Raw genomic sequence first — 20,338 nt, forward strand, 5'->3', positions numbered from 1 at the left:
GTCTGAAACCCAAATCTCAGGTTTCAGACGGCCTTTTTTAACCGGTCAATTACTTATTCAACCGTTACTGATTTAGCCAAGTTGCGCGGTTTGTCCACATCTGTACCGCGTGCAAGGGCGGCGTGGTAAGACAGGAGTTGCACGGGGATGGTGTGCACAATCGGCGAGAGTACGCCGACGTGGCGTGGGGCGCGGATAACGTGCACGCCTTCGGTGGCGTTGAAGTTGCTGTCGAGGTCGGCGAAGACGAAGAGTTCGCCGCCGCGTGCGCCGACTTCCTGCATATTGGCTTTTACTTTGTCCAACAGGCTGTCGTTCGGGGCAATCACGACAACAGGCATGTTCTCGTCCACCAAGGCCAACGGGCCGTGTTTCAACTCACCCGCAGGATAAGCTTCGGCGTGGATATAGGTAATCTCTTTCAGCTTCAATGCGCCTTCAAGAGCGATTGGGAAGTGGATGCCGCGACCCAGGAAGAGTGCGCTGGTTTTCTTGGCAAATTTTTGCGCCCAAGCGGCGATTTGCGGCTCAAGATTGAGAACGTGCTGAATGCTGCCCGGCAGTTGGCGCAGTTCTTCAACGTATTCACGCGCTTGTTCGTCAGAAACCAGGCCACGCTGTTTGCCCAAGGTAACGGCCAGGCCGAACAGGACAACCAGTTGGGTCGTGAACGCTTTGGTAGAGGCAACGCCGATTTCTGCGCCAGCGCGTGTGTACAGTACCAACTCGCTTTCGCGCGGCAGGGCGGATTCCATCACGTTACAGATAGACAGGCTGTGTTTGTGTCCTAAGGATTGCGCGTATTTCAGGGCTTCCATGGTGTCCAAAGTTTCGCCGGATTGGGAAATGGTGATGACCAATTGTTTCGGATCGGCAATCACGTCGCGGTAGCGGTATTCGCTGGCGATTTCGACGTCGGTCGGCACTTTGGCGATGGATTCGAGCCAGTATTTGGCGGTCAGCGCGGCATAGTAGGACGTACCGCAGGCAAGGATTTTGATGCTGTGGATATCGTCGAACACTTCGCGGGCGTTGGCGCCGAAGTTTTCAGGTTCAAAACCGCCATCTAAGAAGACTTCGGCAGTATCGGCGATGGCGCGGGGCTGTTCGTGGATTTCTTTTTGCATGAAGTGGCTGTATGGGCCCAGCTCCAAAGAAGCCAGAGATAACTCGGATACTTTAATCGCGCGTTCGGTTTGCGCACCGGTTTTGTCGAGCAATTTTTCGATACCGTTTGCATTCAACAGGGCGATGTCGCCGTCTTCCAAATAGGCGATGCGGCGGGTAAAGGCGATCACGGCAGATACGTCGGAAGCGATAAAGGTTTCTTGGTCGCCCAAAGCCACCAACAGCGGGCAGCCCATGCGCGCAACAACCATTTGTTCAGGGTTGTCTTGTGCGATAACGGCAATGGCGTATGCGCCGTGGAAACGGGCAGTCGCAGCTTGGACGGCTTCAAACAGTTTGCCGCCGTTTTGTGTGTATTCGTGATTGACGCTGTGGGCGATGACTTCGGTATCGGTTTGCGATTCGAAGGTGTAACCCAACGCTTTAAGGCGTTCGCGTTCGGCTTCAAAGTTTTCGATAATGCCGTTGTGGACAACCGCGATCATGCCACCGGAAATGTGGGGGTGGGCGTTAGGCTCGGTTACACCGCCGTGGGTTGCCCAACGGGTATGGCCGATGCCGATATGGCCGAACACGCCTTTTTCGCGTGCTGCATCTTCCATCAGCTGTACACGGCCGACGCGGCGGACGCGTTTGATTTTGCCGTCCATGTTTACGGCAATACCCGACGAATCATAGCCTCGGTATTCAAGGCGTTTGAGACCGTCGGTCAGAAAATCGACTACATTGTGATTGGCGCGAATAGCACCTACGATACCGCACATATAAGTTCCTTAGTATCAAAAGTTTGAAAAAATGACTGCTGCTCCGGCTCCCGAAAGCGGCAGTCGGAAAACGCCGTTTTATATTCATTGAAACGGCAAATCTGAGTTTCAGACGGCCTGTTGTTTCTCAAGGCCGTCTGAAAACAAACTAAAAGATCAACCTTACTTCTTATCGCCTTTTTCCGGACGCACCCAGCCTTCGATGACGATTTGGCGAGAACGGGCGAGAACGAGTTTGCCGTCTTCGCAGTTGCGGGTAATCGCGCTGCCCGCGCCTGTCGTCACTTTGTTGCCGAGGGTGACGGGGGCAACCAGTACGCAGTTTGAACCGATGCGCACTTCGTCGCCGATGACGGTTTTGTGTTTGTTCACGCCGTCGTAGTTGGCAATAATCGTGCCGGCGCCGAAGTTGGTTTTGCTGCCGATCTCGGCATCACCGATGTAGGTGAGGTGGTTGGCTTTGGTGCCGTTGCCGATGGTGGCGTTTTTGACTTCGACGAAGTTGCCGATGTGTACGTCATCGGCAAGTTTGGCTTGCGGACGCAGACGGGCGTATGGGCCGATTTGGTTGTTTTCGCCGACTTCGCAACCTTCAAAATGAGAGAATGGGGCGATTTTGGTGTTGGCACCGATTTTGGCGTTTTTGATCACGCAGTTGGCACCGATTTCGACGTTGTCGCCGAGTTCGACTTCGCCTTCGATGACGACGTTGACGTCAATCACGACATCTTGTCCGTGTTTCAGACGGCCCCGTAAATCAAAACGTGCTGGATCGCGCAGGGTGACGCCTGCTTTGAGCAATTCTTGCGCCTGTTCGGTTTGGAAAATACGCTCGAGTTCGGCCAGTTGGAGTTTGTTGTTCACGCCGGCGGCCAGATGGGAGGCACGGACTTGGACGGGATGAACTTTAATACCGTCGGCAACGGCTTTGGCGATGAGGTCGGTCAGATAGTATTCGCCTTGGGCATTGTTGCTGGAAAGGCTGTTCAACCAAGCTTCGAGTTTGGCGTTGGGCAGAACCAAAATGCCGGTGTTGATTTCTTTCACGGCTTTTTGGGCGGCATCGGCGTCTTTTTCTTCGACAATGGCGGTTACGCTGCCGTTGCTGTCGCGGATGATACGGCCCAAACCTGTCGGGTCGTTGGGCACGTCGGTCAACAGGCCGACTTCGTCGCCTGCGGCTTCGAGCAGGGTTTCAAGGGTAGCTGCGTCAATCAGAGGAACGTCGCCGTACAACACCAGCGTGCGGCCTTCGGCAGACAGGTGCGGCAGGGCGGTTTTGACGGCGTGGCCGGTACCGAGCTGTTCGGTTTGTTCAACCCAAACGACATCACGTTTGACAGTGTCCAAGACTTGCTCTTTGCCGTGGCCGATGACGACGCAGATGTTTTGGGGATTCAGAGAGGCGGCGGTATCGATAACGCGCTCAACCATGGGAAGGCCGCCGATGCGGTGCAGCACTTTGGGAATTTTGGAGTACATGCGTGTGCCTTTACCGGCGGCGAGGATGACGATATTTAAAGCTGTCTGAGCCATGATACGGTTTCCGTTGTCGTTGTTTGAGGCCGTCTGAAAAGTGGGGCAACAAGTGTTGATTGTTTTTCACTCCGTTTCAGACGGCCTTGGGGATATTGTTATTCGGTTGCTGTCTGTTGGTTGGCAAATTGCGGCTTTTGCCAGTTTTGGCCGCGTTCGCCGCGTTCGCCGTGTTCAGCGTGATCCGCTTGATTGGATTGGACGGCGCGGCGCTCTGGGCGGAACTGGTTGTAATTCATGTTTTTAGAATAAGTACCGTCCTGATAAACGATAGGCGTGCCGGTAGCATATTTTTGGCGTACGGCGGTACGGCCGGATTCGTTGGTGTAGGTTTCCCAAGAGCAACCGGCCAAAACGGCGGCGGCGGTCAGAATTAAAGCGAGTTTACGCATGATGTTGTCCTTGTTTTTAAATGTCGGCAATACCGTGTATTGTACTTGTTTTTTCAAAACTTCACGGCAGTTTTGTGCAAAATTCAAGCAAGCCCTGCATATCTTTCGCTATGCCGTCGGCAAATGACAACGGATGGGCTTTTTCGCCGTACCAAACGGTCTTCATGCCCAAGGCTTTGGCTTGGTGCAGATTGTCGGCGCTGTCGTCCACCATAATGCACTGTTCGGGTTTGACGCCCAACAGGCGGCAGACGTTGAGATAGGCTTGCGGATTGGGTTTGTAGAGCAGGCCGAAGTCGTCCGTGCCGAACAAGCCGTCAAAATGCGCTTCCAAGCCCAACGCTTCAACCAATGCGCGGACATAAAACGAAGGCCCGTTGGAAAATACGGCTTTTCGCCCTTTCAGACGGCCTAAAACGTCATCAGTTCCATCCATACCCTCCACCTTTGCCAAAATTTGCTTAAGGGGGTGACTTTCACGCAAAAATTCATCGATATCGACTTCGGGATGGTGGATTTGCAAACCGGCAAGCGTCGCGCCGTATCGGTGCCAATAATCTTGGCGCAGGTGGGAGGCGGCTTCTTCGGAAAGCTTCAGACGGCCTGCCATGTATTCGGTCATGGCGCGGTTGATGATGTAGAAAATGCCGGCTTCGGCATTGTGCAAAGTATTGTCGAGGTCAAACAGCCAAACGGGGGAATAATTCATATCGTGCCTTGATATGCAGATTTTGTTATGATATTTCGTATTTTACCCGTACAAAGGAAAGAGAATGAAACTGAAATTGTCCGCCTTGGCCCTGTTGCTGGCTTCGGCAAACCTGTACGCCCAAACCGAAGTGCGTCTGGCCGTGCACAAATCCTTCAGCCTACCCCAATCTGTCATCGCGCAATTTGAAAAAGCCAACGATGCCAAAGTGTCCGTCATCAAGGCAGGCAGCGGCAACGAAATGCTCAACAAGCTGATTTTGAGCAAGGCCAACCCGATTGCCGATGCGGTTTACGGTTTGGACAACGCCAACATCGGCAAAGCCAAAGCCGCCGGCATCCTCGCCGCCAGCCAACCCAAATCCGCGCCCGTAACCGCTTCCCTGCCCGATGCGCTGGCCGTCGATTACGCCTATGTCGCCATCAACTACGACAAAAAATGGTTTGAACAGAAAAAACTGCCCCTGCCGCAAACCCTGCAAGACCTGACCAAACCGGAATATAAAAACCTTCTAGTGACCCCGTCTCCCGCCACATCTTCGCCCGGGCTCTCCTTCCTCTTGGCCAACATCGGCGGCATGGGTGAAGAAGGCGCGTTCAAATGGTGGGCGCAAATGCGCCAAAACGGCGTGAAAGTTGCCAAAGGCTGGAGCGAAGCCTACTACACCGACTTCACCCAAAACGGCGGCGCCTATCCCCTCGTGGTCAGCTATGCCACCAGCCCGGCGGCCGAAGTCCACTACTCCAAAGGCAAATACAGCACCCCACCCACCGGCAACCTCTTCCTCAAAGGCGGCACATTCCGCCAAGTTGAAGGCGCGGCCGTTTTGAAAGGCGCAAAACAACCCGAGCTGGCGGCCAAACTGGTGAGCTGGCTGCAAAGCGGCGAAGTGCAAAAAGCCCTGCCTGCCGAAATGTGGGTCTATCCGGCAGTCAAAAACACACCGCTGCCCAAAGTATTCGAGTTTGCCCAAACACCGAAACACAGCGATTCCCCCAACCGCGCCGACATCAACACCAAACAAAAACAATGGGTGAGCCGTTGGAGCAAAACCGTTTTACGTTAAACCGAAAAACTTAAAAACACATCAAGGCCGTCTGAAAAAACAAATCATTAGTTTTTCAGACGGCCTTGTTTTACAATGACCTTTTAAACAACTTCACACGCACACACAATTATGAATTTCGATCTTCAAGTCCTCTCCTCCTTCTCCGGTTGGGAACAACTCGCCCAAACCGGCATGTCTTTCGGTACCAACCTGCTGGCCGCCTTAGCCATCTTCTTTATCGGCCGCTGGATCGCCACACGCTTGGTAACACTGATGAAAGCCGCGCTGACACGCGCCAAAGTCGATAAAACACTGGTCAGCTTCCTCGGCAACGTCGCCAACATCGGCCTGCTGATCCTCGTCATCATCGCCGCACTGGGCAAACTCGGCATCCCGACCACTTCCGTTACCGCCTTGATCGGCGGCGCAGGCTTGGCCGTGGCTTTGTCTTTGAAAGACCAACTGTCCAACTTCGCTGCCGGCGCGCTGATTATCCTGTTCCGCCCGTTTAAAGTCGGCGACTTTATCCGCGTCAACGGTTTTGAAGGCATCGTCCGCGAAATCAAAATGGTGCAGACCTCTTTGAGCACACCTGACAACGAAGAGGTCGTCCTGCCCAACAGCGTGGTCATGACCAACAGCATCACCAACCGCTCCTCCCTGCCCCTGTGCCGCGCCCAAGTCGTTGTCGGCGTCGACTACGCCTGCGACTTAAAAGCCGCCAAAGCCGCCGTATTGAGAGCGGCAACCGAGCATCCATTATGTGTTCAAACCGAAGAACGACCTGCCGTCGTATACATTACCAACCTTGGCGACAGCGCCATCGAGATCACCCTTTGGGCGTGGACGCAAGAAGAAAATCTCGGCCCATTCCGATTCGCCCTGAACGAGCAAGTGGTTGAAAACCTGCGTGCCGCCAACATCAACATCCCGTTCCCACAATGTGATGTCCACCTCATCCAGCCGAAAGCCTGATTTCAGCTTTCAGGCCGTCTGAAATCCGGCGGGCCAAGCGCCTGCCCGGTTTTACCCTTTTCCATAAGGAGCCGCCATGTCCCACCTGCAAACCATCGCCGAACACCTGACCAGCCGCCGCCAAACCGTTACCTGCGCCGAGTCCTGCACCGGCGGCCTGCTTGCAGGTGCGCTGACTTCCATTCCCGGCAGCTCGCAGTGGTTTCACCAAAGCTTCGTCACATACAGCAACCAAGCCAAACAAGACCGCCTCGGCGTCATGCCCGACACCTTGCTGAAACACGGCGCGGTTAGCCGCGAGACCGTCTATGAAATGGCTCGCGGCGCAAAAGCCGTCGCGCAAGCGGATTACGCCTTGAGTATTTCCGGCATCGCCGGCCCTGGCGGCGGCAGCGCGGCCAAACCGGTCGGCACAGTCTGGTTCGGCCTGGCCACGCCCGAAGGCTCGTTTGAGCAAACCGCGCTTTTCACAGGCGATCGCGAAGCAGTAAGGGCGCAAGCCGTCGAATACGCATTGGCTTTCTTGGCGGAACATTTGGTTTGATAGAAAAAACACAGGCCGTCTGAAATCTGGAAATCAGGTTTCAGACGGCCTTTTTATTTATCTATTCAAACCATCAGCGGATTTATACGCCCAAAAGCTCTTTGCCGAGGAAGCTGCCTTTTTCGACACCCGGCAGGACGAAGAAATAGCCGCCGCCAAACGGGCTGATGTATTCCTCCAGCGGTTCGCCGTTGAGCAGGTTTTGCACGAAGATGAAGCCGTCGGCAAGGTTGGCCTGATAGCAGATGAACACCAAGCCGACATCGAGCTGGCCGTTGGCGGCGAGGCCGCGCGAGTAGTTGAAGGCGCGGCGGTAGAGCAGGTGTTTTTTCATGAACTCCGGATCGCGCGGATTGGCAAGGCGCATATGGCTGTCTTTGGGCGTGATTTTGCCGTCGGGGTCTTTGGCGAAATCGGCGGTGTCGCCTTCTTTTTTACCGTCCATGGGCGCGCCGCTGTATTTGCGCCGGCCGAAAATATCGGTTTGTTCCTGCATCGGGGTGCGGTCCCAAAACTCGACAAAGTGGCGGATGAGGCGGACGGCCTGATAGCTGCCGTTTTTCGCCCATGCCGGTTCGTCCAAGCTGTTGGCGGCAACGCCCGTCCACAGGACTTGATCGGCGACTTTGGGATCTTCGACTTTGGGATTGCCGGAGCCGTCGCGGAAACCTAAAAGATTGCGCGCGGCAATGGCGCCGGGTTCGGCTTTAGGGAGCCAACCGTCTATGCTCCAACGGATCACGGCAAACTGGGCGGTGTTTTTGATGATGTCGCGCAGGGCGGCTTGGCAGGTTTCGGGGGAGAATGCGCAAATTTGCAGGCTGAGGTCGCCGTCGCACCAAGATTTTTGGAGTTTGTCGTTGGGGAAGTCGCGCATTTCTTGTAGGTGTTTCGGCTTTTTGTCTTTGAGGCCGAAGCGGTCGTCAAAGAGGCTGCTGCCGACGCCGACGGTAACCGTCAGCCCATCGGGGCGGAATTGTTTGCCGAGGATGCCGCTGCCTGCAGGCGGGAGTTTGTCGTCGCCGTCTTGGTATTCGCCGCCTTGGGTGAGGAATTCGATGCGGGCGGTCAGTGTGCGGAACAGGTTTTCAAGTTGTTTGGCGTCTTTGGCGGTAACGTCAAAGGCACACATGATGCCGAAGAGCTGGTGTGGCGTAACGATGCCTGCCTGATGCTCGCCGTAACACGGATAGGCCAGCTCGGAATGTTGGTTGTTTTGGGTTTCGGCGGCGGCTTCGCCTTGTTTTTTACCGGCAAAATAACCGGCAACGCCGATGGCGCCGGCGGCAAGGGCAGTTTTGAAAAGGGTTCGTTTTTCGGGTTGTGCCGGTTGTTTGTTTTGGCTCATGGTCTGCTCCTTGGCAGGGAACGGAAAGATTGCAATCGTGTGAAGTAAGGTTGGTTTTCAAGCATATTTTGTGTGGACGACAATAAGATTCAGACGACCTTTCAATATCCAAAGGCCGTCTGAAAACGCGTTATCTTATTTCAAACCCAAAATGCCGCGCAGTTTGGCCAAGTCTTCTGCCAAGGCATTAATCGGCGCCTGCAGGGCTTTGCGGTCTTCTTCGCTCAATTTGTCGTACAGCTCGAAACCGTTCGGGGTTTTGTATTTCGCCAAAATGTCTTCAACCTGTTTGAAGTTGGCATCGGTTTTTTCCAACAACGCTTTGTCTTTGGCTTCGATCAGCGGACGGAACAAATCAACGATTTTTTTGGAGCCTTCCACATTGGCTTGGAAGTCGCTCAAGTCGGTATGGCTGTAACGGTCTTCTTCGCCGCTGATTTTGCTGCCGGCCACTTCTTCAATCAGTTCGGACGCGCCGCCGACCACCTTACCCGGAGGAAACGCCAATGCGTCGATTTCTTTTTGCAGTGCTTCGACATCGGTCATCAGTTTGGCTGCAATTTCCTTCACGCCGGATACGTCTTTTTCTACCCAAAGGGCGTGTTCGATACGGTGGAAGCCGGTAAATCCGGCATCTTTCGCACCGTCTTTGAAGTCGTCTTCACGCGCATCGATGACGGGGTCGAGTTCGCTGAAAAGCTCGGCAATCGGTTCGATACGTTCGTAATGGACGCGGGTGGCGGCAAACAGGGATTTGGCCTTTTCAATGTCGCCGGCTTTAACGGCTTCGGTAAAGGTTTTGGTTTTCGCCACCAGCTCTTTAACCTCGCCTTGAACGTAAGCTTTATAGTCTGCCAGAGGTTGCGCCAGTTTTTCCAAATCGGCTTCGTTGGCCGTGTCTTTGAAGCCGCTGTCGGTAACAATCAGCTTACCGCGCGGATTAGTCAACAGGCCGCAAGTCATTTCATATTCGCCCGGCAGCAGGGTAACGGTCATTTTGTCGGATAAACCCGGGGCGATGTTTTCACGCTCGTCCACCACCATCACGCCTTTCAGGATTTCCCATTCCAGCTTGCGGCCGCTGTCGTTTTTGATGTTGAACACGACTTGGCCGCTGGGGACGGTCAATTCCATCGGTTCGCAGGCAGTATCGTTCACGCCGATATTGACCGAACCGTCGGCATTAGCGGCAGCGGATGCGCCTGAAGCGGCAGGCGCGGCTTTTTCGGCTTCAGGCGGCTGACACGCGGTCAAACCCAGAGCCAACATTACGGACAAAGCAGTTAGATTGAATTTTTTCATTTTACTTCCTTTTTATTTAGTTAACGTTTTTGCCGGCGCACTGCCGCGCAAAAACCAAATCATGACGGGAACCAGATACAGCAGCCAAATCAGGACTTCGCCTTCGGTCGGATGGTCGGTATAGCCGAAGAAACCGCCGAGCAGCACGCCTAAAGGGCTGTCTTCATGCAAATATTTCGATGTGTCGAAAGCAATATCCTGCATCACATTCCATACGCCGGCCTCATGCAGCGCGCGAAACGAACCGGCCAGCAGACCGGCCGCCACCACAATCAGAAACGCGCCCGTCCAACGGAAAAACTTCGCCAAGTTCAGGCGCATACCGCCCTGATAAATCAGCGTACCGATGACAACTGCCACCAACAGCCCCAACACCGCGCCTATCGGCATAGACCACGTCGGGCTTTGCTGGAACACGGCAAGCAGGAAAAACACGCTCTCTAAACCTTCGCGCGCCACAGCCAAAAACGCCATGCCGACTAAGGCCCACCCCTGGCCGCTGCCGCGGTTTAAGGCCGACTGAACAGAATCCTGAAGATGCTGTTTCATCGAACGCGCGGCCTTCTTCATCCACAAAATCATGTACGTCAGCATCGCCACAGCCACCAGGCCGATGGCGCCGACCACCAATTCCTGTTCTTTTTGCGGAATCTCGCCGGTAGCGGAATGAATGCCGTAACCAATACCCAAACACATGACCGAAGCCAAAAACACGCCCAGCCAAACCTTCGGCATCAGCTCGCTGTGTCCCGACTGTTTCAAAAAACTGGCAACAATGCCGACGATCAGGGCGGCTTCGATGCCCTCGCGCAGCATAATCAATAAAGCAATCAGCATAAAAAACTCTAAAGTGAAATGTTCATTTGTTAACGCATTTATAACGCTTTATGCTTAATAACGCAAATTATTTTTATTTTTTAATAACCCCATATTTATTAAGATTTTTTAAAATAAAATAACGGACGTAATCAATAAAAACTAAAAGGCCGTCTGAATAAGGCCGTCTGAATTTTATTTTTTCAGACGGCCTTAATTTATCTAAGCAATTGTAAATAAATAATAAAAAAGTTCCATAGTATAAATTTCCCTATCAGTGATATTTTCAGAATTTATCAAATTTAAAAGGTTGATTTACAACAAAAATTAAAACCGCCTTATCTTTTATAGTTGGCATATTGCTGGTGCAATCAGCAATCCATGACATAACAAACGCATAACAAAGGAACCCTCCTATGCCACGTTTAAAACTCCACCAAATCGCTTTGGCTTTGGCCGTTTCTGCCGCGCTGACCGCCTGCGGCGAGAAAACGGCTCAAACAACCGAAACCCCTCAAGCAGCTTCTGCCGCGAGCGGTGCCGATGCTGCCGCAAGCACCGCCGCTGTTTCGGCCCCTCAAAATTCTGCCGATGTTTCTGCCGAAGACAAAGCCCTGTTGGAACGCGCGCAAGCTACGTTCAAACCTTTGCCTGACTTAGCCGAAATGCAAAAAGTTCGTCCGTTTACCGAAGAACAGGTCAAACTCGGCCAACAACTTTGGTACGAAAACCGCCTGTCCAAAGGCAACACCGTCAGCTGTAACTCTTGCCACAACTTGGCAACTGCCGGCGTAGACAACATGCCGACCAGCGCGGGTCACAAAAGCCAATTCGGTGGCCGTAACTCCCCAACTGCTCTGAATGCCGCCTTGTTGGGCAGCCAATTCTGGGACGGCCGTGCAGCCGATGTGGAAGAACAAGCCGGCGGCCCATTGCTCAACCCGGTTGAAATGGCCAACGCTACCGAAGCCGATGCCGCCGCCAAAATCGCCGGTATCCCTGAATACCAAGAAAAATTCAAAGCCGCATTCCCTGAAGACGGTGCGGTTTCCTTAAAAAACATCACCACCGCATTGGGCGCGTTTGAACGTACCCTGCTGACCCCGACCCGTTGGGACGACTACCTGAAAGGCAACGTATCTGCCCTGAGCGAACAAGAACGCAAAGGCGTACGCGCATTTATGGACAACGGCTGTATCGCTTGTCACAACGGCGTCAACTTGGGCGGTACCATGTTCCAAAAATTCGGCTTGGTGGACGGTCCTTACTGGAAACACATCGACGATCCTAAACACGACAAAGGCCGTGCGGACGTAACCAAAAAAGCCGAAGACGAATTCTTCTTCCGCGTTCCCGGCTTGAGAAACGTCGAACGCACCTACCCATACTTCCACAACGGCAGCGTTTGGGAACTGGATAAAGCCGTCAACATCATGGCAAAAGCCCAATTGGGTAAAACCCTGGCTCCGGAAGACACTGAAAACATCGTTGCCTTCTTGAAAGCCCTCTCCGGCAATGTTCCAGAGTCTGCCCGAACCATGCCTGAGCTGCCTGTATCCACCGATGTCAAATCCCAACCTGATAACAAATAAGGTTTAGCACAAAACAAAGGCCGTCTGAAAATCCGTTTCAGACGGCCTTTTTGTTGCCGGCCATATGGGCGGCTTTGTTTCACGATTCCACACAATATGGTAATCTTGAGCCGATTTTCACCATACATCCGAAAGGAACATCATGAGCCTGATTATTGAAGACTTGCAAGAAGGCCACGGCAAAGAAGCCGTCAAAGGCAAAGAAATCACCGTACATTACACCGGCTGGTTGGAAGACGGTACCAAATTCGACTCCAGCCTCGACCGCCGTCAACCGCTGACCATCACTCTGGGCGTCGGCCAAGTAATTAAAGGTTGGGACGAAGGCTTCGGCGGCATGAAAGAAGGCGGCAAACGCAAGCTGACCATTCCTTCCGAAATGGGCTACGGCGCACACGGTGCCGGCGGCGTAATTCCTCCACACGCAACTTTGATTTTTGAAGTCGAGCTGCTGAAAGTGTACGAATAAGCATTTGATGCTTCAAAAGACCGAGGCCGTCTGAAATCCGAAGTTTGGTTTTTCAGACGGCCTGTTTTTATCAAGATTCGGTATAATGCCTGTTTTACAAACAAACCATTTCCCAAGGAACCCTCATGCTTTTACCCGAACAAGTCAAAACCCTGATTGAAGGCGTTACCCCTTGCGAACACGTCGAAGTCGAAGGCGACGGCCATCACTTCTTCGCCGTAATCGTTTCCTCTTCCTTTGAAGGCAAAGCCCGCCTCGCCCGCCACCGCCTGATTAAAGACGGCCTCAAGCCGCAACTCGAAAGCAACGAATTGCACGCGCTGTCGATTTCCGTTGCCGCCACTCCGGCCGAATGGGCTGCCAAACAGGCTTAATTTGGAATCAAACAAAAGGCCGTCTGAAAAGTTTTCAGACGGCCTTTTTCATACATATTAAACAGCGCAGGCAATCGATACAAACGCCAAACCGCATTCCACAATACGCAATCGCGGCGTAAACCCTACCGGAAACAGCAACCAAACTAGCCCTGCCGTTTCGGGAAAAACTGCACCACGTTCTCCCCTTGCGGCAACACCAATTTTTTCACGGCATGGCCGTACACGGTTTCAAGCGTGATGTTCAGACGGCCTTCGTTGGCAAAAATCTTATCCACACATTCCTTGGCCGCTTGCGGATTGCTGAACTTCAACGCATTCCACAATCCCAAGGTTTCCATGTCCTGCCAAAACGTCCCGGCTTTTTTATAGCTCAATTCAAGCTTGGCCGTGTCGGTCACCGGATCGTAAAAGCCGTTGTCGGCGAGCATATCGCCCAAGTCGTGCATATCAATCAGCGTGGGTGCTTCGCATTCGATGCCTTCATGGTTCAGACGGCCTGTCAGCTCGCTCAGGCTGTCGCGGCCAAAGTGCGTGAAGAACAATAATCCGTCGGTTTTCAAAGCAGCGGCCCAGTTTTTCAAAACCGGCAAAATATCGTCGGCGCGGCTGAGGCTGAGGTTGGCCCACAACATATCGGCGGATGCTTCAGGCAACGGCGCGGTCAGGGCTTGGCAATGCTGCGGGATGGTTTTGCCGGTCAGCTTCTGCCAGAAACCGCCTTTACGCGCGGCGGCGGCTGTTTTCAAAAAATCGGCATTCGGATCGTATTCTTCAAACACGGCGTCGGGATAACGCGCGGCCAGCAGGCTGCGGCTGATGTCGGCATCGGCACCAATCAGCATGATGCGTTTGGGTACATTGCGAACCAGCTGCAGGCGCTCGTCGGTGTCTTGGGCGAGATGGCGGTGAATTTGCCAGCGTTTGTCTTGTTCGGTCATGGTGGGTCGTGTCAGCGGGCTTTGCCCGACAATGTTTTTATGGTTTAAGGCTGTTTCAGACGGCCTTTTCGACAAAATTGCGGTAAATTTCGGCAAACTCGTCGGCATGGCTTAAAAAGGGCGCGTGTGCGGCTTTGTCGATAAGGACCAGCTCGCTGTCGCTCAAATGGCGGTGTAAATATTCGCCCATGCGCGGCGGCGTGATGGCGTCTTTCTGTCCAAACACCAGCAATGACGGCGTTTGAATAAGCGGCAACAGCGGACGCGCGTCGGCATGATTAACGGCTTCAAGCGCGGCCTGTAAGGCGGAAGGCGTGCCGCAGCGCGCCAAATCAGGCAATACCCGATTTAAGATTTCGCCCGAATGCGGCGTGTGCAGCAGTTGCAGTTGTAGAAACTGTTTAATATGTTTGGCATAATCCTGCTGGAATGCGCCGACCATCTTGCCCAAGGCAGGTTGAGCCAAGCCTTCGGGATAATCCGTATCGGCAGTCAATCGGGCAAAACTTGCCGTCAGGCAGAGCGATTGGATTTTTTCGGGATAAAGCGCGGTCAAATACAGGGCAACCAGTCCGCCCAGCGACCAGCCGAGAATGTGTGCCGGCGTGTCGATTTGTCCGGCAAAGGCTTCAGCAACGGCGGCAATATCAAACGGTTCGGCAAAAGGCGCATCGCCGTGTCCGGGCAAATCAAGCGCGCGGACGTCCCAACCGGCAGGCAGGCGCGGTATCAAATCGTCGAATATATGGCGGTTCGCCGCCCAACCGTGTATCAGATAAACTTTTTTGGCGGAGTGTGACATGAATGTTCTTTCTTGGTGGCGCAGTTTGAAACAGCTCAATGCGCGACGTTGCGTATTATGCCACGATTCCGTTTCAGACGGCCTTTGCCGAGGCTGCACAAACGATTTGACGGAATATTTTATCGACACGGCACAAAGCTGCCCTTTGTGTTTCCGCCATGTCGCGGGCGGGGCAGTGTGCGGCAGTTGTCAGAAAAAGCCGCCCGCATTTGATAGAATGTGGGCCTCGCTGTATTACGAACCGCCCGTCAGCAGCATGATCCGCGAGCTGAAACACTTGGCCGATTTGGGCATGAGCCGTCCATTGGCGGATTTGATGAACCAAAACGCACCGGACTGGCTGGCAACGGAACACTTCGATTTCGTCCTGCCCATGCCTTTGAGCAAAGAGCGGCGGCTCAAGCGCGGATTCAACCAAAGCGAGGCGTTGACGGATATTTTGGCGAAACGCTACGGCTGGACGCTACTGCCGCGCCACGCGGTTTTCAGACGGCACGGCGAGCCTCAAAGTACGCTGAAAAGCGACGAACGTCGGCGAAATATCAAGAATGCATTTAAAATCAAAACCGAATTGCCGAAGGCGTGTAATATTCTGTTAATTGATGATGTCTTCACCACCGGCTCGACTTTGGACGAATTGGCGAAAACGCTGAAAAAATCAGGCGCAGGTAAGATTTTTTGCTGGAGCTTGGCGCGGCCGCCAATGAAAAAATAGCTTAAAGTTTTTGACACCCATGGAACATTTCGGCATTATGCCACTCTATAAGTGATTGATTTATATGTTTACCATAGTTTTGTACCAACCTGAAATCCCGCCCAATACGGGCAATATTATCCGCCTGTGCGCCAATACCGGTGCCGATTTGCACTTGGTCAAGCCGCTTGGTTTCCCTCTGGATTCGTCCAAAATGAAACGCGCGGGTTTGGATTATCACGAGTTTGCCAAACTGACGGTACATGAGAATTTCGAAGACTGCCTCAAGGCCCTTGAAGGCCGCCGCATTTTCGCGCTGACCACCAAAGGCTCTACCCGCCCCGACGAAGTTTCCTTCCGCGAAGGCGACGTATTGCTGTTTGGTCCCGAAACGCGCGGCCTGCCAGCCGAAGTTCTCGACAGCCTGCCAGCCGGACAAAAAATCCGCCTGCCGATGATGCCCGGCAGCAGGAGCATGAATCTTTCCAATACCGTCGCCGTTATTCTGTTTGAAGCATGGCGACAAAACGGTTTTGCCGGCGGCGTATAACAGGCCGTCTGAAACCGCTGCGTTATCAACTCAAGAACGGAACCCGTTTTGACTTTTACCAAAAAAACCCTCCTTTCCCTAGCTGCCGCCACCATCGGCGTCCTTTCCATCAATGCCGCCGTCGCTGACAGCGTGGTTCGAGTCGAAAAACTGCATCCTTCTGCCAACCGCAGTTACAAAGTTGCCGGCAAACGCTACACGCCGCTGACCAAAGTTTCCTCTTTCAGCCAAACCGGCAAAGCCTCATGGTACGGCAACCAATTCCACGGCCGTAAAACTTCCAGCGGCGAACGTTACAATATGAACGCCCTCTCCGCCGCCCACAAAACCCTCCCTATTCCCAGCTACGCACGCGTGACCAATATGCAAAACGGCAAAAGCGTCATCGTCCGCGTCAACGACCGCGGCCCTTTCCACGGCAACCGCGTCATCGATGTTTCCAAAGCCGCCGCCCAACAATTAGGCTTCATCAACCAAGGCACGGCCAACGTCAAAGTTGAGCAGATCATCCCCGGCCAAACCGCCGCTCAAACCATTATTTCCCCAAACAACAAAGAATTTTTTGTTGATTTGAAATCCTTCGGTACCCAACGCGAAGCACAGGCTTATTTGAACCAAGCCGCACAAAGCCTGCCGTCCGACAGCAAAGTCATGCTTGAAAAACGCAACTACGAATACGTTGTCAAAATGGGTCCGTTCAGCAGCCAAGAACGTGCCGCCGAAGCAGGCGAACGCGCCCGTCATCTGAATCTGGCATCCGCCATCTGATTTCGTCCGCGTTACCGCTGAAGTTTGATACAATACAAGGCCGTCTGAAACCCAATTGCAAGGTTTCAGACGGCCTTTTTTAATCACAGGGGAACACCATGATCAGCAGGCTCACAGGCAAATTGATTGAGAAAAATCCGCCGCAGGTCGTTATCGATGTCAACGGCGTCGGTTATGAAGCCGACGTTTCCATGCAGACTTTCTACAACCTGCCCTCCGTTGGCGAAACCGTCCATCTCTACACCCAGCTTGTCGTCCGCGAAGACGCACATTTGCTGTTTGGTTTCGCCTCAGCCGAGGAACGCGCCACCTTCCGCCAACTGGTCAAAGTCAGCGGCATCGGTGCTAAAACCGCATTGGGCATTTTGTCGACCATGAATGCCGACGAGCTGGCGCAAGCCATCGCCGAAGAAGACGTGAAACGCCTCTCCTCCGCCCCCGGCATCGGCAAGAAAACCGCCGAACGCATGGTGTTAGAACTGCGCGGCAAACTCGTGTCCCATACCGTTTCAGACGGCCTGTTTGTCTCTGATGCCGTTGCCGACGAAAGCCAAGACATCATCAACACCCTGCTTGCCCTCGGTTATAACGAACGCGAAGCCAAAGCCGCCACCAAAGGCATTCCCAAAGGCACGGAAGTCGGCGAAGGCGTACGCTTGGCCTTGAAAAACCTGCTCAAATAAGGCCGTCTGAAACATGAAGGCATTGGCCCTGAGCATCACCCTCTTTCTAAGCGCATGCATCTATACCGAGACCCCGTATGGACGCACCGCCGTCTTAGACCTGCCCGTCCACTCGCAAACCACCGTCAACAAAACCGTGACCATCAACGCCCCGCCCGGGACGACCGTCATCTATCAAGACAGCAAACCCGTCCGCAATTACCCGGCCTATCCCGTTTATCCCCGCCGGGTTTATCGTTATCGATAAACAACGCTGACCGTTTGAAACCATAGGTTCAGACGGCCTGTTGAGAGACCAACCATGAAATACATCCTTCCCCTGCTTTTACTCCTGAGCGCCTGCACACCGGACACCAAGACCACGGATGCCGCATCCGCCCCCAAAACACACGGCTTTGCACACCGCCTGACCGAAGGCGAAAAACTGCTGACCCAAGCCCTCATCAAACAAGACCTCGCCGCCTACTTCAAACACGAAACCGGCGGCGCATTTGCCGAACAAGCCCCCTTATTCTCGGCCCAACAACTTGCCGAACAGAAAAACATCCCTAAAAACGATGCCATCGGCGTTTACGGCAAAATCATCAAAACCCAAGGCCGCACCGCCTGGCTGCAAACCGACAAGCAAACCCTCAAACTCGATTTGGCCGAACCGTTGCAAGAAGCTCAAGGCGAAGTTACCCTTGTCTGCCAACACGAAAACACCGCATTCCAAGACTGCCAAACAGAAGAAAACTTCGCCCGACGCTTTACAGAACAAATTTTCTCGGCGGTCGAGTCCGGACGCGTATCCGCCCAAACAGACGCACCGGCCGAAGAAATCATGGCCGGCCGCCTCATTCCGTTTTTAAGTGCCGCCAGCGACTTTACCGGCAACTTCAAAGCCTGCGCCACCACCATGACCGAATACTGCACCAGCCGCCTGGCACGCGAAATGCCCGAATCCGCAGTTCGCAAAAAAGCACAGGAATTGGGTTTGACCGAAATAGCATTTAAAAAGAAAAAATAAATATTTAGGCCGTCTGAACCCTATGGCGGCTGTGTTATAATCCGCACCTCATACAGGTCGGACAGACAGTCGCCGCGTATCGCGTAAGGCATACGGGGAGGAAAGTCCGGGCTCCACAGAGCAGAATGCCGGCTAACGGCCGGGCGCGGCAACGCGACGGAAAGTGGAACAGAAAGCAATACCGCCGATGATTGCCTTCGGGCAAAACAGGTAAGGGTGAAAAGGTGCGGTAAGAGCGCACCGTGCATTTGGTAACAAAGCGCAGCAGGCTAAACCCCATTCGGAGCAAGACCAAACAGAACGCGATGACGCTGCTCGCCGAGCGTTCGGGTAGGTTGCTTGAGCACACCAGCAATGATGTGCCTAGAGGAATGACTGTCCGCGACAGAACCCGGCTTACCGTCCGAGCTGTATGTCCCCATACCGCGGCAGGTTTTTAAAACCTGCCGCATTTTTATCGAAATAAAAAGGCCGTCTGAAACCTGAATCTTGGTTTCAGACGGCCTTTTTTAAAACCGCCGTTTATGGGCGGTATTCCGGTTTCATGCCGTTGGGCAGGAGCTGCCATACATAGCCGGTAGTTTTCATTTTGCCGGCCACTTCGCCTGCCTCGTCGCCATAGCCCCAGAAATAATCCACACGGACCGCGCCTTTAATCGCGCTGCCGGTGTCTTGCGCCATAATCAGGCGGTTGAGGGCTTTTTGGTGATCGGATGGGCAGTGGCGACAAATAATGGTGTGCCAAGCGTGATGTAGTGACGGTCGATGGCACCGGCGTATTCGCCCATCAACGGCGTACCCAATGCGCCCACCGGGCCGGAATCGCCGCTGCCGGTCAGCTCGCGGAAGAAGACGTAGCTTGGATTTTGTCCCAAAACTTCGGCAAGGCGGCCGGGGTTTTGCTTCATATAGGCCTTGATGCCCTGCATGCTGGTCTGACCCAGCGGCAGATAGCCTTTGTCCGCCATATAGCGGCCGATGGAAACATACGGATGTTCGTTTTTATCGGCAAATCCGACACGGATGTATTTGCCGGACGGCGTTTTCAGACGGCCTGAACCTTGAATGTGCATAAAGAAAAGTTCGACCGGATCATCTGCGTAACCCAAAATCGGCGCTTTGCCGTTAAGCGCGCCGCCGTTGATTTGGCTGCGGGTGTAGTAAGGAACGAAACGGCTGCCTTCAAAACGGCCTTTCAGCGCGGTGCTGCGTGCTGTAATCGGGAATCTGGACAAGTCGGCCGTGTATGCGCCGCTGTTGTCGATGACGCCGCTGTTTGGGCCGGTTTGGCGGATGCGGACGGTGGCTTTGCTGCCCCTCAAGTTTGCAGCCAGCGGAACGGAAACAAAATCGTTCGGAATGCCGTAAATAGGGAAACGGGATTGGCTCGTGGATTTGTCGTCGCCGCGCAGGACCGGTTCGTAATAACCGGTAATGGTGCCGGCAGGATTGCCGCCGTTATCGACGCGCCATGCGGTGAAATAGCGCTCGAAAAAGTGCTTGGCTTGGAAATGGTGCACCGGTGTTTGCATGGCCTGGATACAAACGTCCTGCCAGCCTTGGCGGTTTTTAAGTTTTTCACAGCCTAAACGGAAAGATTGCAGGCTTTTGGTAAAGTGTTGGAGGTCCCAGTGCGGCAATTCGTTGTAGGAAACTACGGTGTAGTTTGCTCCTCCCCCGCTCACTGTCGTACCGACGGGATCGGGCGTACCGGTGGGGCGGTCAGGGCCTTTGATAACGCTGGTGTCGGTTTCGGGGAGGTTTTTAATGCTTTTGCTCGGACAGGCGGCAAGAATGGCCGCGGCAATGCTGACGAGCGTAATGCGGTACAAATGTTTTTTCATGAAATCAATAGCGTGTCGAAAGGCCGTCTGAAAGCGATTTTTCAGACGGC

Annotated in this window: 21 protein-coding genes, 1 other RNA gene and 1 pseudogene; 13 read left to right on the forward strand and 10 right to left on the reverse strand. The window is 53.7% G+C overall.

Annotation, left to right across the window (positions count from 1 at the left end; genetic code table 11):
* Positions 1-53: 53 nt before the first annotated feature.
* The 4 genes from glmS to HMPREF2696_RS03450 all read right to left on the reverse strand — a co-directional run bounded on the left by glmS (position 54) and on the right by HMPREF2696_RS03450 (position 4,529).
* Entirely contained in the window at positions 54-1,892 is a 1,839-nt protein-coding gene (glmS, locus tag HMPREF2696_RS03435) for a glutamine--fructose-6-phosphate transaminase (isomerizing) (RefSeq protein WP_004519227.1), read from the reverse strand.
* 162 nt (positions 1,893-2,054) lie between these two features.
* Complete coding sequence (glmU, locus tag HMPREF2696_RS03440) at positions 2,055-3,428, reverse strand: bifunctional UDP-N-acetylglucosamine diphosphorylase/glucosamine-1-phosphate N-acetyltransferase GlmU (protein ID WP_004519225.1); 1,374 nt, start codon at positions 3,426-3,428, stop codon at positions 2,055-2,057.
* A 98-nt stretch (positions 3,429-3,526) separates the two neighbouring features.
* Positions 3,527-3,820 carry a membrane lipoprotein lipid attachment site-containing protein gene (locus HMPREF2696_RS03445; RefSeq protein ID WP_070588044.1) on the reverse strand — a complete coding sequence of 98 codons (294 nt, stop codon included), beginning with the start codon at positions 3,818-3,820 and terminating at the stop codon, positions 3,527-3,529.
* A 61-nt stretch (positions 3,821-3,881) separates the two neighbouring features.
* A complete protein-coding gene (locus tag HMPREF2696_RS03450; protein ID WP_070587826.1) occupies positions 3,882-4,529 on the reverse strand; it encodes a pyrimidine 5'-nucleotidase in 648 nt (215 codons plus the stop codon).
* Positions 4,530-4,593: 64 nt separating this feature from the next.
* Here HMPREF2696_RS03450 and HMPREF2696_RS03455 point away from each other — a divergent pair, with 64 nt between their 5' ends.
* From HMPREF2696_RS03455 to HMPREF2696_RS03465, 3 genes are all read left to right on the forward strand, one after another.
* The gene (locus HMPREF2696_RS03455; RefSeq protein WP_070587829.1) at positions 4,594-5,595 is read left to right on the forward strand and encodes a thiamine ABC transporter substrate-binding protein; all 1,002 of its coding nucleotides are present in this window, start codon (positions 4,594-4,596) and stop codon (positions 5,593-5,595) included.
* Between the two features lie 111 nt (positions 5,596-5,706).
* Positions 5,707-6,552: a mechanosensitive ion channel family protein gene (locus tag HMPREF2696_RS03460; protein ID WP_070587831.1), complete on the forward strand. Its 846-nt coding sequence runs from the start codon at positions 5,707-5,709 to the stop codon at positions 6,550-6,552.
* Between the two features lie 76 nt (positions 6,553-6,628).
* Positions 6,629-7,096: a CinA family protein gene (locus HMPREF2696_RS03465; RefSeq protein ID WP_070504075.1), complete on the forward strand. Its 468-nt coding sequence runs from the start codon at positions 6,629-6,631 to the stop codon at positions 7,094-7,096.
* Between the two features lie 82 nt (positions 7,097-7,178).
* Here the strand turns inward: HMPREF2696_RS03465 and efeB are convergent, their stop codons facing one another.
* The 3 genes from efeB to efeU form a co-directional block, all read right to left on the reverse strand.
* Entirely contained in the window at positions 7,179-8,444 is a 1,266-nt protein-coding gene (gene efeB / locus HMPREF2696_RS03470; RefSeq protein WP_070504079.1) for an iron uptake transporter deferrochelatase/peroxidase subunit, read from the reverse strand.
* 135 nt (positions 8,445-8,579) lie between these two features.
* Positions 8,580-9,746, reverse strand: a complete 1,167-nt coding sequence (gene efeO, locus HMPREF2696_RS03475; protein WP_004519217.1) for an iron uptake system protein EfeO — start codon at positions 9,744-9,746, stop codon at positions 8,580-8,582.
* Positions 9,747-9,758: 12 nt separating this feature from the next.
* Positions 9,759-10,583 (reverse strand): iron uptake transporter permease EfeU, encoded by an 825-nt coding sequence (gene efeU / locus HMPREF2696_RS03480; RefSeq protein WP_036492490.1) that lies wholly within the window; start codon positions 10,581-10,583, stop codon positions 9,759-9,761.
* A gap of 395 nt (positions 10,584-10,978) precedes the next feature.
* On the opposite strand from efeU, the gene HMPREF2696_RS03485 reads away from it, so the two are divergent.
* The 3 genes from HMPREF2696_RS03485 to HMPREF2696_RS03495 all read left to right on the forward strand — a co-directional run bounded on the left by HMPREF2696_RS03485 (position 10,979) and on the right by HMPREF2696_RS03495 (position 12,997).
* Positions 10,979-12,154 (forward strand): cytochrome-c peroxidase, encoded by a 1,176-nt coding sequence (locus HMPREF2696_RS03485; RefSeq protein WP_070587835.1) that lies wholly within the window; start codon positions 10,979-10,981, stop codon positions 12,152-12,154.
* Positions 12,155-12,293: 139 nt separating this feature from the next.
* Positions 12,294-12,623, forward strand: coding sequence for an FKBP-type peptidyl-prolyl cis-trans isomerase (locus tag HMPREF2696_RS03490; RefSeq protein WP_094192864.1), 330 nt, complete (start codon positions 12,294-12,296; stop codon positions 12,621-12,623).
* Positions 12,624-12,748: 125 nt separating this feature from the next.
* On the forward strand, positions 12,749-12,997 hold the full coding sequence (locus HMPREF2696_RS03495) for a BolA family protein (protein ID WP_003686612.1): 249 nt from the start codon (positions 12,749-12,751) through the stop codon (positions 12,995-12,997).
* A 146-nt stretch (positions 12,998-13,143) separates the two neighbouring features.
* On the opposite strand, the gene HMPREF2696_RS03500 is transcribed toward HMPREF2696_RS03495, so the two are convergent.
* A complete protein-coding gene (locus tag HMPREF2696_RS03500) occupies positions 13,144-13,938 on the reverse strand; it encodes a class I SAM-dependent methyltransferase (protein ID WP_070587838.1) in 795 nt (264 codons plus the stop codon).
* Positions 13,939-13,993: 55 nt separating this feature from the next.
* On the reverse strand, positions 13,994-14,740 hold the full coding sequence (gene bioH, locus HMPREF2696_RS03505; protein ID WP_070587841.1) for a pimeloyl-ACP methyl ester esterase BioH: 747 nt from the start codon (positions 14,738-14,740) through the stop codon (positions 13,994-13,996).
* Here bioH and HMPREF2696_RS03510 point away from each other — a divergent pair.
* The 7 genes from HMPREF2696_RS03510 to rnpB all read left to right on the forward strand — a co-directional run bounded on the left by HMPREF2696_RS03510 (position 14,739) and on the right by rnpB (position 18,859).
* Positions 14,739-15,455 (forward strand): ComF family protein, encoded by a 717-nt coding sequence (locus tag HMPREF2696_RS03510; RefSeq protein WP_070587844.1) that lies wholly within the window; start codon positions 14,739-14,741, stop codon positions 15,453-15,455. The two genes, bioH and HMPREF2696_RS03510, sit on opposite strands and share 2 nt — an antisense overlap.
* Positions 15,456-15,519: 64 nt before the next feature.
* Positions 15,520-15,984: a tRNA (uridine(34)/cytosine(34)/5-carboxymethylaminomethyluridine(34)-2'-O)-methyltransferase TrmL gene (gene trmL, locus HMPREF2696_RS03515; RefSeq protein ID WP_049335654.1), complete on the forward strand. Its 465-nt coding sequence runs from the start codon at positions 15,520-15,522 to the stop codon at positions 15,982-15,984.
* A 48-nt stretch (positions 15,985-16,032) separates the two neighbouring features.
* Positions 16,033-16,752, forward strand: coding sequence for a septal ring lytic transglycosylase RlpA family protein (locus HMPREF2696_RS03520; RefSeq protein ID WP_070587848.1), 720 nt, complete (start codon positions 16,033-16,035; stop codon positions 16,750-16,752).
* A 98-nt stretch (positions 16,753-16,850) separates the two neighbouring features.
* Positions 16,851-17,435 carry a Holliday junction branch migration protein RuvA gene (gene ruvA, locus HMPREF2696_RS03525; RefSeq protein ID WP_070587851.1) on the forward strand — a complete coding sequence of 195 codons (585 nt, stop codon included), beginning with the start codon at positions 16,851-16,853 and terminating at the stop codon, positions 17,433-17,435.
* 13 nt (positions 17,436-17,448) lie between these two features.
* Positions 17,449-17,682 carry a methionine-binding protein gene (locus HMPREF2696_RS03530; RefSeq protein ID WP_070587853.1) on the forward strand — a complete coding sequence of 78 codons (234 nt, stop codon included), beginning with the start codon at positions 17,449-17,451 and terminating at the stop codon, positions 17,680-17,682.
* Positions 17,683-17,736: 54 nt separating this feature from the next.
* Entirely contained in the window at positions 17,737-18,444 is a 708-nt protein-coding gene (locus HMPREF2696_RS03535) for a hypothetical protein (RefSeq protein ID WP_070587856.1), read from the forward strand.
* A gap of 53 nt (positions 18,445-18,497) precedes the next feature.
* An RNA gene (rnpB, locus tag HMPREF2696_RS03540) (RNase P RNA component class A) lies at positions 18,498-18,859 on the forward strand.
* Between the two features lie 107 nt (positions 18,860-18,966).
* On the opposite strand, the pseudogene HMPREF2696_RS03545 reads toward rnpB, so the two are convergent.
* A pseudogene (locus HMPREF2696_RS03545) lies at positions 18,967-20,288 on the reverse strand (murein transglycosylase A).
* Positions 20,289-20,338: the final 50 nt, after the last annotated feature.

Source organism: Neisseria sp. HMSC058F07 (assembly GCF_001810035.1).
Lineage (GTDB): Bacteria > Pseudomonadota > Gammaproteobacteria > Burkholderiales > Neisseriaceae > Neisseria > Neisseria perflava.